Raw genomic sequence first — 16,432 nt, forward strand, 5'->3', positions numbered from 1 at the left:
ACTGCATATATAACGATGCTAAAGGAGAGCAATCATGACAACCATTCAATATCGTGAAATTGTCTATGACGGTTTCCATGATGCGGAAATCGTAGATGAAAATATAAATCTGGATCTCAAACATTTTGCCGAAGCCTGTGGTCAAAGCCCTGAATGGATTTTGCAATTATTGGAATATGAGATTTTACCTGCACGTCCGGAAAATCGTATTCATCAATTTTTTGGAGAAGATATTTCACGTGCACGTCGGGCGTATCGTTTACAACGCGATTTTGAAGCCAGCCTATCTGCAGTCGCGATGATGATGGATTTACTTGACGAGGTTCAACAATTACGCAAACAAGTCAAACACCTTCACCTGCATGCTCACTAATTCATTTCAATTTGTTAATACCTAGTGACAGGTTAATATTTAACCTGTCATGATGCATAACTTGTCTTTCCGTTTTTGTTTAATTGTTAGAATTTTTTTGCAAGAGGTTACAGGCGCTAATGAATTCGAAAGTAATGAATAAAAAGTTGAAACACATGTTCCCAGAATATCGTGATCTCATGTGTACACTAAAACAAGAAGATCCACATTTTGCCAAACTGTTATTGGATCATGATGAACTGGATCGAGAAATCAGTCATCTTGAGCTTGATCCCCTCAATCATATTCATGAAAACATTGAACAACTTAAACGCAAAAAACTAAGATTAAAAGATCAGCTCTATTTGATTTTACAAAAAACATCACAGGTCAATCCTCAACCAGAATAATGCGGGATTATTTCAGTTTTGTGATTTTTTCAACTTCTTTCATGGTTTGCTTGATGGGTTCATAATCCAGAAACCACAATAAATTCACATGTTGATTTTTATGCTGCTGTGCCAACATATCAATTACACTTCTTTCACCACGTCCCACCAGATGACGGCGGTAAAAGTAGACCAATAGACCAATCGTACACGCCAACATAACCCCGAGCATGATCCAGAATCCCATCGGACTTCGTAAACCCGGGATGAATTCAAAATTCATCCCATAAACACCAGTTAATAAGGTGAGTGGTGCAAATACTGCAGTAATAATGGCGAGGATTCGCATATTCTCATTGGTTTGATTGGCAATGGCTGAAAAATGCAGATCGATTGCAGTTTGAATCGCAGTACTCAATCGTACAGTATACTTTTGAATACGTTCAACATGGCTCACCAAATCATCGACCCGAACCAGCATAATATCCTGCTTTTCGGTACGTTTTTTTCCTTTTAAATGTGCATAATTTTCAACGATCTCATCTCGAAGTTCCTGTAAAGAATCTATTTGCTCTTCACATAGGTTTTCAATTTGCTGAAATACCATATTCTCTTGAAAGAGCTGGTGCCACTTGGTAAAGCGTCGATTACCCTGTAAAAGTTCTTGTTGCCAAAACTCTACACGACGGGAAAGCGGGTTACGCAGATCCAAATAACCGTCAATCATGCTATTAAGTAAACGCAGGGCTAGATCAAGAGGTGTTGTTGGAAGCTTACGTGGCTTATTTTGCTCATCTAAGTCCTTATTCATGATATTCAGAATACGCGCCAAATAGCTTTCAAAAGCATGATTACCCTGTTCATGCACTGTGATTAAAGCTTGTGGAGTAATGATAAAACTGACAGGAGATGTCGCCAGACCAAAAACACGATCATGTTGTTCTAATGCAGTGTCTCCACTGTTGATCTGATCGTCAGGTGTAATCAGTTTACGAAAAATCAATAAATCATAATCCTCCATCGCATCAAAAGCACATGGATGTTCAATGTTTAAAATATCTCGAATATGATATTCATTGAGGTGGATTTCTGTATCACTATAAATTTCTTTTTGCCACTGATCAGCACGATTAACCACATCTTCGCGTGTACAGTCTACCCAAACAAACTGCTGTTCTGCATTGAAAACAGGCTCTTTCTGTATACAGGTATAAGGTTCATCAGCATGTTGGAAAAAATAAAAGCTTTGCATATTTACAGTGATTATTGATCTTTATTGTTATGCATCATGCCATAAAAAAAGCCCTGAGCAAGCCAAAGTTGTTACTTTGGCAAAGCGCAAGGCGGACTTTTTTATTAAATTTTAGCCAGATTATGCTTGGTCTACATCTTTCATGGTCAATTTAATACGACCACGATTGTCTACATCAGCAACCTGAACTTTTACATCTTGACCTTCACTCAAAATGTCGGTCACATTGGCAACACGTTCATTTGAAATTTGTGAAATGTGAAGCAAACCATCGGTACCTGGCATAATGTTGACAAATGCACCGAATTCAACGATACGAATGACTTTACCTGGGTAGATTTTACCTGGTTCAACTTCAGCTGTAAGTGCTTGGATTTTAGCAATCGCGGCTTGAGCAGCTGCTTTAGTTTCACCAAATACACGTACTGTACCGTTGTCTTCAATATCAATTGCAGCTTTGGTTTCTTCAGTAATTTGACGAATTGTCGCACCACCTTTACCAATAACATCACGAATCTTGTCAGGATTGATGTTGATTACCTGGAATGTTGGTGCGTGCATTGAAATTTCAGGACGAGCACGTGAAATCACTTGGTTCATTGCATTCAAAATGTGCATACGACCTGCATATGCCTGATTCAATGCAACTTCCATGATTTCTTCAGTGATGCCTTCAATTTTAATGTCCATTTGAAGTGCAGTAATACCGTTCGCAGAACCTGCGACTTTAAAGTCCATATCACCTAAATGGTCTTCATCACCCAAGATGTCAGAAAGTACAGCAAAACGCTCACCTTCTTTTACAAGCCCCATTGCAATACCTGCAACCGGCGCCTTAAGTGGAACACCTGCATCCATAAGTGATAAAGAAGCACCACAAACAGAAGCCATTGAAGATGAACCGTTTGACTCTGTAATGTCAGATACAATACGAATGACATATGGGAAACGATCTACTGGCGGAAGTACAGCTTGAACACCACGGCGTGCTAAACGACCATGACCAATTTCACGACGTTTAGGACCGGATTCACGACCTGTCTCACCTACAGAGTATGCAGGGAAGTTATAGTGCAACATGAAGTTGTCAGTTTTTGTACCCGCTAAAGTATCAACCATCAACGCATCACGTGTATTACCCAAAGTTGTTGTTACCAACGCCTGAGTTTCACCACGTGTAAACAATGCTGAACCATGAGCACGATCCAGCACACCTACCTGTACATCCAATGCACGGACAGTTTTGGTATCACGACCGTCAATACGTGGTTTACCTGAAAGGATGTTGTCACGCACTGTACGGTATTTTAGATCTTCAAAAAGCTCATTTAAATCGTCGGCGATACCATCCACATCTTCCTCTGGAACAAACTGCGCAACTGCTTCAGCCTGTAAAGCATCTAATGCAGCATAACGGTCATGCTTAACCGCAATCGTATAAGCTTCAGAGATTTTTGCTTCAAATGCATCTTTTAATTTTGCACGAAGATCTTCATTTTTAACTGGTGCTACCCATGTAGACTCCGTTGCACCCGCTGCTGCTGCAAACTCTTTGATTGCTTGGATTGCAATCTGCATTTCGTCATGACCGAAAAGCACAGCACCCAACATTTGGTCTTCTGAAAGCTCTTTCGCTTCAGATTCAACCATCAATACCGCAGATTCAGTACCCGCCACAACAAGATCAAGATCAGATTGAGCAAGTTGTTCCAAGTTCGGGTTAAGTACGTATTCACCGTTGATTAAACCCACGCGTGCACCACCGATTGGACCACGGAATGGTGTACCTGCAATGGCTAAAGCTGCTGAAGTACCCAACATGGCAGCGATATCCGCTTCCATTGTTTTATCAGAAGAAACAACCGTAGCAGTGACTTGGATTTCGTTATAGTAACCTTCAGGGAACAATGGACGAATCGGACGGTCAATAAGACGAGAAATTAAAGTTTCTGACTCTGAAGCACGGCCTTCACGCTTACCATAACCACCTGGAATACGACCTGCAGCATATTGTTTTTCTTGATAGTTTACTGTTAGCGGGAAGAAGTCCTGTCCCGCTTTAGCAGTAGGTTGTGCAACAACAGCAACCAGTACTGTTACGCCACCCATTGTGATCAGCACAGTGTTTGCTTGACGAGCAACACGACCTGTTTCTAATACAACTTGATGTTGACCATATTGAAATTCTTTACGAATAACATTAAACATTGACATGTATTTTTGTTTCCTAATTTTATTCTAGTGGAGACCCCTAAGGTTTGGCATTCATATCAATTACATAAATGACAAAGCTTAGAAGCCGACCTCACTAGACAATAAATCTTTATTTAGACTAATTTTAAACACGAAGAAGGAGCGAATATTCGCCCCTTCCCTTTTATCCAGTAAATACTGGATAGACTTTAGTTTTCATCAATACAGCATTCAGCATGCAATAATCCGAAAATAAAAGTTTAAATCGAATTAACGACGTAAACCTAAAGCAGCAATCAAATCGCTATAACGAGTAGCATCTTTACCTTTAAGGTAGTCAAGAAGCTTACGACGTTGGTTAACCATACGAATCAAACCACGACGGCTGTGATGGTCGTGTTTGTGTTCTTTAAAGTGACCTTGCAAATCATTGATTTGAGCAGTCAATAAAGCAACTTGTACTTCTGGTGAACCAGTGTCATTTTCAGCACGAGCGAATTTTGCAACGATCTCTGCGCGATCTGCGTTTGTTAAAGCCATTCGATTTCTCCGAGATGCTTAATTTAAATATTTGATACAAATCAAATTGATTCTTCAAAATCAATTCAACTGCCGTGCATCACTACAGCAGTCGCTTATTTTAAAGGAAGTATGTTGAGATTGCAAAAATATCGTGCATTTCATACCAAGCAATCTTATTCACTGAATATCAATCAGCTGAGATTCCATGCAATCATCTCTTTAACATATTACAAAACGATGATCATGACTGAGCTTTGCCTGCCTTATCACTTGATCCCGACTTGCTTAAAAATATATTGCACTTTTTTTACACAGCACATGGCAATTCGGACACAGACATTTATCTCGACTCAGTTCACACTTGTTCTGAATAAAAATAAGCATGGAAAACGATTGTGAAGTTATTTTCGACCAATACCTGTTTTGTTCCCAAGGATTTGGGCAGTATCACCCGCAGTAAAAATGAAGTTCATCCTGAACTGGGGGGAATGACAGCAAAACAAGTCGATAAAATCTGGCAGAGTATTGAACATCTTTATCAAACAGGTAATCACCCCCTGATCAGCATGTGTTTAAGACGCAAAGGGCAAATCATGCTGAACCGCAGTTTGGGGCACGCTTCAGGAAACTCGGCAGACGGTCTGGCAAAAAATGCGGTCGTTGCCAATCCGGATACACCGATCTGCCTATTTTCGGCCTCTAAAATGATTACTGCAATATTGATTCACATGTTGGATGAAACAGGTGAAATCAACTTATTGGACCCGATCAGTTATTACATTCCTGAATATGCACAAAATGGCAAACGTCGTGCCACAATCTTTCATTTACTGTCGCATCGTGGTGGCATTCCACGCATAGAAATGGAAGTCACACCAGAATTGTTATTTGATAAAGATCAAATTTTACAATATCTCTATGCTGCGCAGCCGATTTCGCCGGCAGGCTCACATTTAGCTTATCATGCAGTCACAGCAGGTTATATCCTAGGCGAGTTGATTGAGCGTGTGACCGGACAGGATATCCGTCAATTCTTACACGAACACATTGAAAAACCGATGGATATGCAGTTTTTCAATTATGGTTTAAGACCTGAATATCGTGATCAAGTTGCGCTGAATTATCCGACAGGGGTACACCCTAAACTTGGAACCGATTTATATTTAAACCATGTTTTAGGTGGCGGATTACAACTTGCTGTGGATGTGACCAATGATCCACGCTTTATGGATACGGTCTGCCCCGCTGGCAACATTTATACCAGTGCAGAACAAGCCAATCGATTTTTTGAAATGCTGTTAAATGGAGGCGAATATCAAGGCAAACAAATCATGAGCCCTGAAACCGTTTTCCGAGCAACCCTACCGACATCCACCACCAATATTGACCGAACACTACTGGCACCTATGCGCTATGCCTTAGGTCCGATGCTTGGCAGTAATCCTTTGGGTATTTTTGGTCCAATGACAGGACAAGCATTCGGTCATCTTGGATTTTCCAATATCTTATGTTGGGCGGATCCTCAACGTGATATTAGTGTCAGCATTTTAAATACAGGAAAAGCTGTCATGGGTACCCATATTCCTGCATTGGCGCAAACACTTTATCAAATTTCCAATAACTGTCCCAAAATCCCGAAAGCACAACGTCGTGCTTTATTTGGTACAGATCGTACTGAAACAGAATTGGTTTAAATCAGAAAGCAGAATATGAAAAAGCCCTAAGATCACTCTTAGGGCTTTTCCGTTGCGCTGTAGTTTCTTGTTTAGTTATTGTCGGTATCTTATTTATTATCTTTATTGTGCTCTCGACACTTATTGTTTTATCACTGACATTCATTTTCACAACCATGTGACCAATTATGTCCTTATATGACTTATTATGCATGTCAAACCTGCTAGACAAAAGTCGTATTTGACTGATCTTTATGTGAGAAATTGCGTACAGAAAAATGACCGTGGTGAGTTTCATAAAAAGCCTTTTAAAATGTGATAGATGACAAAGTAAATATGGATTTTAAGTATAATTTTTAATCTAAACTAACAAAAATAGAAGATGAACCCAGCCTGATTTAAGAACCACTGCAGTCATTCTTTGGCAATAAAAAAGCCCTGTAGTCTCTCCCAAAACTACAAGGCTTAGCGGCTGTAAGTTTCCTCTTTTATTACTTACTTTCTTGTAAGTTCGCAGTCTCACGACTTCAAGTTGTTCTTATTTTGCGATTTTACTCAACGATCCTTGCTGAGCTCTTTATGGCTTCATCATCTCAAAAACTGACATGAAGCTCTATGCGCAAATCTCTCGAATTCATGTAAGCAATTTCGTACAATAGTTAAATTATCAACTTAAACTACAAAATAATTATAGCGCATTAACCATCCTAACCAATCCACTGCTACGTGTTGTGCTTATATTCAAAGATTGTACAAATGCGCTTTGTTCCACCAATAGACTGACCACAGATTTGGCTCGTGTAATTGCAGTATAAATCAACTCTTGACTTAACATCCGAGTTGCTGCTGAATCTAAAACCACCGCAGTATGGGTAAATTCCGAGCCTTGCGATTTATGAATCGTCAATGCAAAAGCAGTCTGCATTGCTTTGGGCAAACGCGTTGCAGGAAACCATTTATCCAAGCTAGGGAAATAAACTTCAAACTGTCCCTGCTGTTGACGGTGTTTCAGACAGATCCCAATATCCCCATTAGAGAGCCCCAATTGATAATCATTGTAGGTCATCATCACAGGACGCCCCACATACCAATCTCCTCGTTTGGATAGGGTCGGAATATATTCAAATAAAGCTTTCTCCATTTCAGTATTCAAACTGTTTAACCCCATTACCCCATGACGTATGGCGGTGAGAATCCGGTAACTGTCAAAAGCGTGTATGATCGTCGCAACTTGATCATGGGTTGTGTCGGCATTCAAATAAACCTGAAGGCTTTCAAAATAAATATGGAAACCTAAACTTAATTTATTGTAGTAACCCGCTAAATCTGACTGTGCAATTTTTTCAGGTAGATACTCAAGTTGGACAACATCTTGCATCTCTGGCACTAAAGCAACTTGTTTAAGTACGCCGGCAGCTACAATCTCTTGTTCAAAGTCTGCTAAAAGCTGCGATGGGGCAATATGCCGACGGCTTTGCACTTGAATAAACTTTGCCATTTTCCCGATCAATGCACCTTCTTTAAAACGTTGGCTGGTCATCAAATTGACCCGATGGTCAGATAAAACTTCCATCTGCTGCAAGTCAGCAAGGACTGCACCAACATCGACTGAAGCCAATTGATTTGCATCACCTAGCAGGATCAGACGTCCATGTTCAGGAATCGCCTCAAAAAGCATGGTTGCCAAATTTAAATCCAGCATTGAAGCTTCATCGACCACCACAACATCATAAGGCAGCGGTTGCCGTTGATTGAAGCGCGGTGTCTGTTGATGACCTAATCCCAGCAGGCGATGCAAGGTCATCGGGTTAAATAGATTTTGACTTAAACCAAAGTTTTGTAATTTGGGATCAGACAGGGACTTCTGTAAAGCTTCTCCCATACGTTGTGCAGCTTTTCCTGTAGGCGCTGCCATCGCGATCCGAATATCAGGAGTTGCTTGATGTAATACCGCAATGATTCTTGCCAAGGTATAGGTTTTACCCGTGCCAGGACCACCTGTAATCATACTCAAGGCTGATTTCGCCACCATAGCCAAAGCGGCTTTTTGATGAGCATCAGTCAATAATTCATTAAATGCTGAAACATCCACCTGAGCAATAGATTGCATACTCAAACGTTTAATTTGCTGCGCTAGACGGCTCTCGAGTTGCCAATAACGATAGAGATACAGGTATTCATGATCTAGCACAAACGGCGCAACGCCTCCTTCTGTATTCCCTACCTCGATCATCAGGGGCTTTAAGCCTGTTGTATTTTTATCTTTTGCGGAAATACAGCTATCCCCCTGAATGCCCGCCAAAAGTATTTCCTGTGCCAGTTCAAGTGCATATTCATCTAATTTAGAGCCTGTGGAATACTGTGCTAAAACATATTTACTCCATGTCTCGATCCATTGTGGGACTTGGCTTTCTAAATCCTGTTGATTTTCCACACAGTTATCCTCAGAGTTATCTACAAGGTTTTCAACACAGTTATCCACATGACAACCTATTGTTTATACAGTTTTTTAAACAACAATTCACATAATTTGACTGGATTTATCCTCAATAAAATAACCCAATATCGCATCCAGTCTCAAAATGAATTCTGTGGTGGGGCGCCAGAAACAATAGCCTTGTCCGGCTTGACCATTCATGCCTCGTAAATACAGATAGGTTGCGCCACCTAAATCCCGCTCAATTTGGTAATCTTGAAGCTGGATTTTTAAATAGCGGTGTAAAGCCACTAAATATAACGATGCCTGTAACCAATAACTGGCATGTGACATACTCTCTTGAACAGCTTCAGAGATATAGTTGTGTTGGTCAACACCCAGAAAATTACTTTTATAATCCGCAATATGATATTGCTGACCATCAAAAAACACCAAATCAATCGAACCATTGAGATAACGAGCTGAACGAGCATCATTAAATGCAGGCATCTTTATTGCATACTCGTCAAACAACTGATAAATCCGCTGAATTGCCAAAACTCGATCTGAAAGTGATAAATAGAATGGAAACTCAGCCAAATGTTGATGAGGTTCAAGCTGTTTTAATTGGAAATCCTTGAGGATTGGTGTGGATAATACCTCAGCCAGCCATTCAGCAACCCAGGTTAGTAACGTTTCTTCAGCATTAGGTTGAGCTGGAGCATTCTCCTCCAGTGTCTGATTTGAAAAAGCCAGTCGGTATTTTTCAAGCAACTCCGTCCATAAACTGGAGTAGTCATTTTTAAAACGTCGACGAATTTCAAGATGCCAATATCGTGTATCCTGAAAATCAATATGTTCAAAGATTTCATGCAAGAAATTTCCTGCAATGGTTCCCATTGGAAAATTGGCTTTGATCCATGCAATCGGTTGCTCAGACTGTATTTGCTGAGTAATTTCGATCATCGGGGGTTGGATCTCATCCTCGGCACGCTCTTGTTTTTGTTCAGAAACTGCCAGTGCATCTTGAATCTGTTGTCGCGTTAAATGTTGGGCCAATGCACTAAAACTGGTTTTTCCTCGCGGATAAAAACGCTGTGTTGGAAATGCTTGCGCAAGTAATGGCAAAGGATTTTCAGACTTAGGTTTTTCCAGTGCGAGAGGGCGCTCGGTCAATAAGCCTTCCATACAACTGCCGATATGCTGAAAAACATCAGCACCTTGACCGCGCCAGAATGCCAGTCCCGTAGTCGACTTTTCTTTGACATCACTCAACATGGCATAAACACGATAACTGGCACGGGTCAACGCCACATACCACAAGCGATGATGTTCAGCTAAAGCACGTTCATTATGTTGTTCAATATCTTTTTTATCCAGTAGATTGCTGTCATTCACAGCCACCACACGCTGCTGTTCAGTCTGCCCTGTTTGGCTGTTCAACTGGACTGCTGTTGAAAAGTTCAAAGTCTTATTGATTTCTTTAAACTCTTTGTCTGCACCCAGTAAAAAGACAAATTTGAACTCTAGGCCTTTCGACTGGTGAATGGTCATCAGTTGCACGCCTGCCTCATTGGACAGTTTACGTTCCATTTCCCATTCCCGCTCCATCGGTGCAGTCAGCTGTTTCATATACCAATGATAAAGATTCTGCGCACCCTGATACGCTTCACTGTGCTGGCTGAGCAGTTCAGTTAAATGACGTAAATTCACCACCACACGTTCATTATCCCGACTACGTTTTTCCACCAGTTTTTCCCAGACCGTACACTGATTGAGTAAATATTGCCAAGCCGTTAAAAAACCTTGATTCAGCCACATTTCACGAACCTGATCAAACAACTCAATGTATTTACTTAAACCATCTGCATGCTGTTCTAAAGCAATCAAAGCTTTTAAGTCCAAACCCATCATACGACTTAATACGGCACGTTTTACTTTTGCTTCGTGATAAGGATGTAAAATTGCAGTCAATACAGCACCGACATCACGGGCAATCTGACTTTCAAAAACACTTTTCTTTGAAGGTCGATTGGTGCGAATACCCAGAAACTCTAAAGCAGCTTGTGCCTTATCCAGCCCATCATGGTTTTTCGATAAAATGGCAATATCATTTTCATCTATCGGACGCTGGGCGGATTTCTCCTTAAAAAATAAACTGCCTTGAACACCTCGATTGAGCAAATCACGAATTTTCCACGCCACTTGTTCTGCTTCAAGCTGTTTATCTTCCAGTTTGAGCCATCTTAAGGGTTGAGGATTTATCTGCCCCTGATCCATTAAATCTGGATGCGGACGATTTCCTGCCTGTACAGGGGTATAGATCACCTGCTCACCAAAATCCATTTGCCGTTGAAACAAAGCATCAACCACTTCAACCAAAGGTTTTACCGAACGGTGGTTATAGATCAAGTTATATTCATTGCCATCCTTACCGAATACATCCTGATGTGCTTTTAAAAAAGTCAGCATGTCCCCACCACGGAAACCATAAATGGCCTGTTTACGATCACCCACCATGATCATGCAGCCCTGTTTGACTCGACTCGGATGACGCCAAATTTGCGCCAACATATCGTCTTGATCTTGGTTGGTATCCTGAAACTCATCAACCAGAATTAAGGGATACCGTGCATGCACAAAAGTGGCAAAACGTTGTCCTTGTTCGCCTTGTAAAGCTTCTGCAAGTGTTCGAATCTGTTGGGCAAAAGTAGTTTCACCTTTTTGTTGCAATACTTGCGGCAAGCGCTGCTTCACTTCTTGCGTCAAATAGTATTTAAGAAAAGTATTGGTTCCGAGTAGCTGATTTTCAAATACTTCAATTTGTCCATAGATATTCAACAAATGCTGAACAAGGGGATGTTGATAAAAGCCCGACTGTATATTTTCAGGAGCGGCTTTCTTAAAGATCTGTTGTTCACGAAGCACTTTGATCAAAGTGGAAAAATCAGACTTTTCCACTGCCAAACCAGCACTTAGATAATACTTATAGCCCTGCTGTTGTATGGTTTGAATAATGTGTGGCAAACTCTTGGCAAAAATACGATGAAAACGATCACTCCTGAATTTTGTTCCATTACAAAACTTATAATAATCACCATCCAATAAATAATAGGCTTCCAGGGTTTGTAACTGTTCCAATTGGACTTGTGACAGTTGTTCTATTGCCTGTTGAAAAGATTGGGCATCTGCTGTTGAAAATTGAGGCTCAATGAATTTTGCCGAAGCAAAATTTAAACTTTGCTCAACTGTCGTTAGGTAGTAGTCGACGCCATGCAGCTCCCCTGCAAACATCAGGCTATCAATAATGTCTTGCGGTTGCTTTTGAATCCATGCCCTTAAAACATCATGAATCAACTGATAAGTATAGCTTTTTGCATCATCGGTAATTTCTGCACGTTCAATCTTGCCACTTTCAAAAGCAAATTCACGTAATAGTTTTTGGCTAAAACTGTCTAAAGTCCCCACAAACAATTCATCAAATTGATCAATCACCAGTTTTAGGCGCTCACAGGCATAAGCCACTTGCGACGCAAATGTTTTTAATAGTTTAGAAAATAAAGGATCTGTTTCCTGTTGTGCTTTGCTTAAGACCTGCGCTTCAGTCAGTTCCCGACATGATTCAAAATAGTGGAAAGTATCTTGTAAACGTGAACGAATCCGACTTTTCAACTCTGCGGCAGCTTTGCGGGTAAACGTGGTCGCAATCACTTGACCCGGTAAGTATTTTTCTAAGAAAATCCGCACCATTAAACTAGACAAGGTATAGGTTTTACCGGTGCCCGCGGAAGCTTCGATCCAATGTAAACCTGCAAAATGCATATCCTCAATGGGCTGAATCGAGACCCGCTTTTGGTGGGTAGGGGTTGTGCTCACGAGGGATAAATTTACGGAAGTCATGCTTATTCCTCCGCAACGGTTTGATGCTGATAAATGGGTTGATACAGATCATGGGCAAATTGATCACAGGCATGTTTGAGCAGTGCAGATGCATCTTGTTCCTGCAAAATAAACTGCCAATCCCGATGCCTTTTGCTCCATTCCATTTCAGTCAGATCATAGGGCAAAAATGCATCACCTTTGTTCCATTCATTGAGAATTACGCTGAAATCCTCAATCATGAAATGTCCAGAGTCCCCAACCTTCCAGGTCAATGTTTTATTATTTTCAGCGGGCTTCAACAATAATGCAGCAGGCAGTACCAACGGTTCTGACTGCCCATAAGTAAAGGCTTTAAACCATGCCAATAAATATTGTTTGGCTTGTGCTGAACTTAAGCCTGTATTGATGATCGTCACATCACTGAATATCGCAATCCGTTGTAGAGATTTCGACTGTTCTGCCTCCAGATTTATATAACTCAGCCACAACAGATACTCTAACCAAACTTTAGTACGACGTTTAGCACGAGCACTTGAGGCATCTAAACTGACCCAATCCGCGAGCTGATGTTGAGGTAATGTAATGTTCATGACCAAACCAGATTCAATCCGCCACTGACGCTGTGTTGTCGCAGTCACTTCAGGTGCATAACGTTTTAATCGTTCTTTTAAACGGTCTTGTTCAGCCAAGCCAATTTGCCACGCGCTGAGCTGAACTTTGCCAATCGGTAATTGATTCTGTAAGAGTCTCATATCCTTGAGTGCAGCATCATCTGCAGAATGAAGCACTGCCTTTTGTAAAAAATCTCGGATTTGATAGCGCGCCAAGCCATCCAAAATCAACGGTTCATTCGATGCCGGCATATCATCTGCGCCTAGATTTTCAACGCCCAAGGTTTTTAAATATAATCGTGCAGGATATGTCATATCTTGAATCCACTGACCCGCATCCAATACTGTCATATCGTCTTGAACGGATGGATAAGCTGTATTCACCCAAGCATCGCGTTGCGCCAATACCTCAGTTTGACGTATCTGTTGTGCGACTTGAAACCATTGATCCTGATAACGGACGGACTGTTGCGATTCAAAACCACGTGGCTCAAAAGGCTGTAAAGTATGCACATGATATAAAGTTTGAATATGTTCGGGCACTTCAATCCCATCTAATAATACTGTTTGTGCTACAGCCCCGGCAGTCAAATTCTCAGGGGACGTATTGGATACAGTTACCGATCGCAGATGATCGGTTTGAGCAATAAAGGCAATATGATTGATCAACTCCTGTAACACACTCGATGGATCTCGAACCTCACCATCGCTGACATCGAAACCATTATAAAATAACCAGAGATTTTCTTGTGCCAACAATAAAGCATCTAGAAATGCGCCCTGATCATCATCCAAACGAGAACGATCACCCAACTGAGGTTTAAGAAGATGCATTAAATCAAATGGCACCTGTACATCACGATCTGGGAATTTACCGCTATCCAAGTTTAACAGCACGATCAGCTTATAAGGCAGCGGGCGAATTTGTCCGATCTGACTAAACGTAATCTGCCCTGTCGGTAAAGCCTGATCAATTTGCCCCTCGAGTAAATTTTGAATTTCATTGAGTAGATAAGTCAAAGGCAAGTTAATCTCTTGGAGAATAGACTGTTCCTGCTCGTCATAAAAACTCGCCAAAGTCAGCATACGTTCTTGCTTTTTAACGATCTCACGTACCGTTTTTAAAGATTCGACACCTGCCTGTTCAAATTCGGCAATATCCTGCATCAGCAATTTCAACCACGCTTCCACATTGCATTTTAATGGGGTCTGCTTGCCTAGCTCATGTGCAATCATCCAATCTCTACGATGGTCAAAGTCTTGATAAATCTGTACCAAGGTGGTGATCAGTTCAAAATCACCTGTCAAGACCTGTGCAAAACTCAACACATTTTCAAACAAGCGATGCTCTGGAATTGCAATGCCCAACACCAAACGATCCAATGCGAATTTAAAACTAAAACGAAAATCATCATCGTCTTGGCTCAACGAACGCTGTAAATGCTGCGCATCTAATCCCCGTTTAAATCCTGCATTGATCAGCAGTTCAATCATACGTTCTGTATTTGGAATATCTAAACCATAACGTACCTGAGTTGCGGTTAGACTTAGCCAATCTGCAAAATCTTCTAGGCTAAAACGACTTTCAGTCAGCTGGATACGCCCCAACACAGCTCGCCACGCATTATGGGCATCCAATGCCGTCACGCCTGCAATTTTCACAGGCAAATAAACACTGTCCTGATTCGGTGTATGAGGGAATACACTGCGGATCAATGACTCGATCTGTTTTAAATCTGGAACTAAAACGAGAATATCATTTGGACGGCGAGGTTGATCTAGCGTGCTTTTGGCTAACCAAGCAATCAGTTGATCTCTCAATACTTCAAGTTGTCTTAATGCAGAATGACATACATGGATCTGGATCGAATCATCCGCTTGTGCAATGGGATAAGCATGTGCTTCTGGCTCAACCAAATACAGGATATCTGACTGGAGCTTAGTTAATAAATTAATCGGTTCTTCATCGACAAAAGCATCTACCCATTGTCCTTCTTCTCCAGAAGATAAATTGGAGAGAATCGAAAAATGATCACGCGCCTGTTTGCCGAAACGTGTCAATAAAGGATGACGTGATTCGCGGATTTCAGCATTGAAGTTTAAGGTAAACTCATCAAAAAACTTTTGAATATCTGCATCTGTTGCATTGGGATTTTTGCCAATAAAGCGTTCTTTTACTCTTAAATCGTATTGTTTCTTCCAATTTGGATCGACACTGTCTGCCCAATATTCTTGTGATGGGTTGTAATGTAAGATCACCACATCCAAATATTGTCCAAGTCGTCTCAAAAACTGTAATTGGCTGGGTGGCAAATCCAATAAGGTAAAAACAATCAGTTGACTTGGCAATTTTTTTAAAACCCGGGAACGTTGTTGATCATCGTCCATGACACGCCAAAAATCAGCATCAACACTTTGCATTTCAATAAAATCGTCATGAAATGTATGTTGCCATAACCAACGTTGCCAATTTTCCAGTTCTTGTGCCTGATTCAGTGTAAAGGCTGAAATCTGCTGATTGGTCTTAAAAAATTGCTGTTCTAAATTTAATGCTTCTCCACGCCCCCATTGTGCCAACCAATTACTTGGACACTGACACGCCTGATTCTGCGGACACCCCCCTACACAATCAGCACGGTATAACATATAGTGGCTGAACAGTTTTGAAACCTGCTCAGACACCCAATACAACATATTTTGCTTTTTGAGCTGTTTGTCCAAGCCTTGCTCTAATTGTGAAGCAGCATCATAGATCCGTTGAACAATAGAATGCAGTGGATGATCCTCAGCCAGACTATTTTCATCATGTTCAATAAAGCTTTTTAAAGTCTGATAAATCCGCCACTTCATAATTAGCCGTGGAATATTTGCTTTACGTACTTTATCTTTATCATCAAGCACCTGCTGATAAGCAAACCATTGAAACCCACGAATACGCTGATGAAATTGGCTATTGGCGCTAATGCCCTGTTGTTCTGCGATACGTTGACTCAACCATTCCTGCACTGCTGCACTGGGGACAATAAAATGTTGCGTTTGCAAAACTGCAAAAGGATTTTTGGATGGCCGAATGGTATTCTGCAAAAGCCCTTGCACCAAGACATCAATGCGTTGGCTTTGAATCACATGTATTGCCATAATT

Annotated in this window: 9 protein-coding genes; 3 read left to right on the forward strand and 6 right to left on the reverse strand. The window is 41.0% G+C overall.

Features of this window, described 5'->3' with window-relative positions; genetic code table 11:
• The first annotated feature begins 34 nt into the window (after window positions 1–34).
• Entirely contained in the window at window positions 35–373 is a 339-nt protein-coding gene (locus tag IMO47_RS10220) for a chaperone modulator CbpM (protein ID WP_009587211.1), read from the forward strand.
• A 119-nt stretch (window positions 374–492) separates the two neighbouring features.
• Window positions 493–762 (forward strand): YdcH family protein, encoded by a 270-nt coding sequence (locus tag IMO47_RS10225; RefSeq protein WP_196075514.1) that lies wholly within the window; start codon window positions 493–495, stop codon window positions 760–762.
• A gap of 7 nt (window positions 763–769) precedes the next feature.
• Here IMO47_RS10225 and IMO47_RS10230 read toward each other — a convergent pair whose 3' ends face one another.
• From IMO47_RS10230 to rpsO, 3 genes are all read right to left on the reverse strand, one after another.
• Window positions 770–1,993, reverse strand: coding sequence for a magnesium transporter CorA family protein (locus IMO47_RS10230; RefSeq protein WP_196075515.1), 1,224 nt, complete (start codon window positions 1,991–1,993; stop codon window positions 770–772).
• Between the two features lie 120 nt (window positions 1,994–2,113).
• Window positions 2,114–4,201, reverse strand: a complete 2,088-nt coding sequence (pnp, locus tag IMO47_RS10235) for a polyribonucleotide nucleotidyltransferase (protein WP_196075610.1) — start codon at window positions 4,199–4,201, stop codon at window positions 2,114–2,116.
• 255 nt (window positions 4,202–4,456) lie between these two features.
• Window positions 4,457–4,726: a 30S ribosomal protein S15 gene (gene rpsO, locus IMO47_RS10240; RefSeq protein WP_004725514.1), complete on the reverse strand. Its 270-nt coding sequence runs from the start codon at window positions 4,724–4,726 to the stop codon at window positions 4,457–4,459.
• Between the two features lie 377 nt (window positions 4,727–5,103).
• Between rpsO and IMO47_RS10245 the strand changes: the two genes are divergently transcribed.
• Window positions 5,104–6,402, forward strand: a complete 1,299-nt coding sequence (locus tag IMO47_RS10245) for a serine hydrolase domain-containing protein (RefSeq protein WP_196075516.1) — start codon at window positions 5,104–5,106, stop codon at window positions 6,400–6,402.
• Between the two features lie 667 nt (window positions 6,403–7,069).
• Here the strand turns inward: IMO47_RS10245 and recD are convergent.
• From recD to IMO47_RS10260, 3 genes are all read right to left on the reverse strand, one after another.
• Entirely contained in the window at window positions 7,070–8,815 is a 1,746-nt protein-coding gene (gene recD, locus IMO47_RS10250; protein WP_196075517.1) for an exodeoxyribonuclease V subunit alpha, read from the reverse strand.
• An 87-nt stretch (window positions 8,816–8,902) separates the two neighbouring features.
• Window positions 8,903–12,697 (reverse strand): UvrD-helicase domain-containing protein, encoded by a 3,795-nt coding sequence (locus tag IMO47_RS10255; protein WP_196075518.1) that lies wholly within the window; start codon window positions 12,695–12,697, stop codon window positions 8,903–8,905.
• A 2-nt stretch (window positions 12,698–12,699) separates the two neighbouring features.
• Entirely contained in the window at window positions 12,700–16,428 is a 3,729-nt protein-coding gene (locus IMO47_RS10260; RefSeq protein ID WP_196075519.1) for an exodeoxyribonuclease V subunit gamma, read from the reverse strand.
• Window positions 16,429–16,432 lie beyond the last annotated feature (4 nt).

The organism is Acinetobacter sp. Res13-Abat-PEC15-P4-01 (assembly GCF_015676285.1).
GTDB classification, from domain to species: Bacteria; Pseudomonadota; Gammaproteobacteria; order Pseudomonadales; family Moraxellaceae; genus Acinetobacter; species Acinetobacter nematophilus.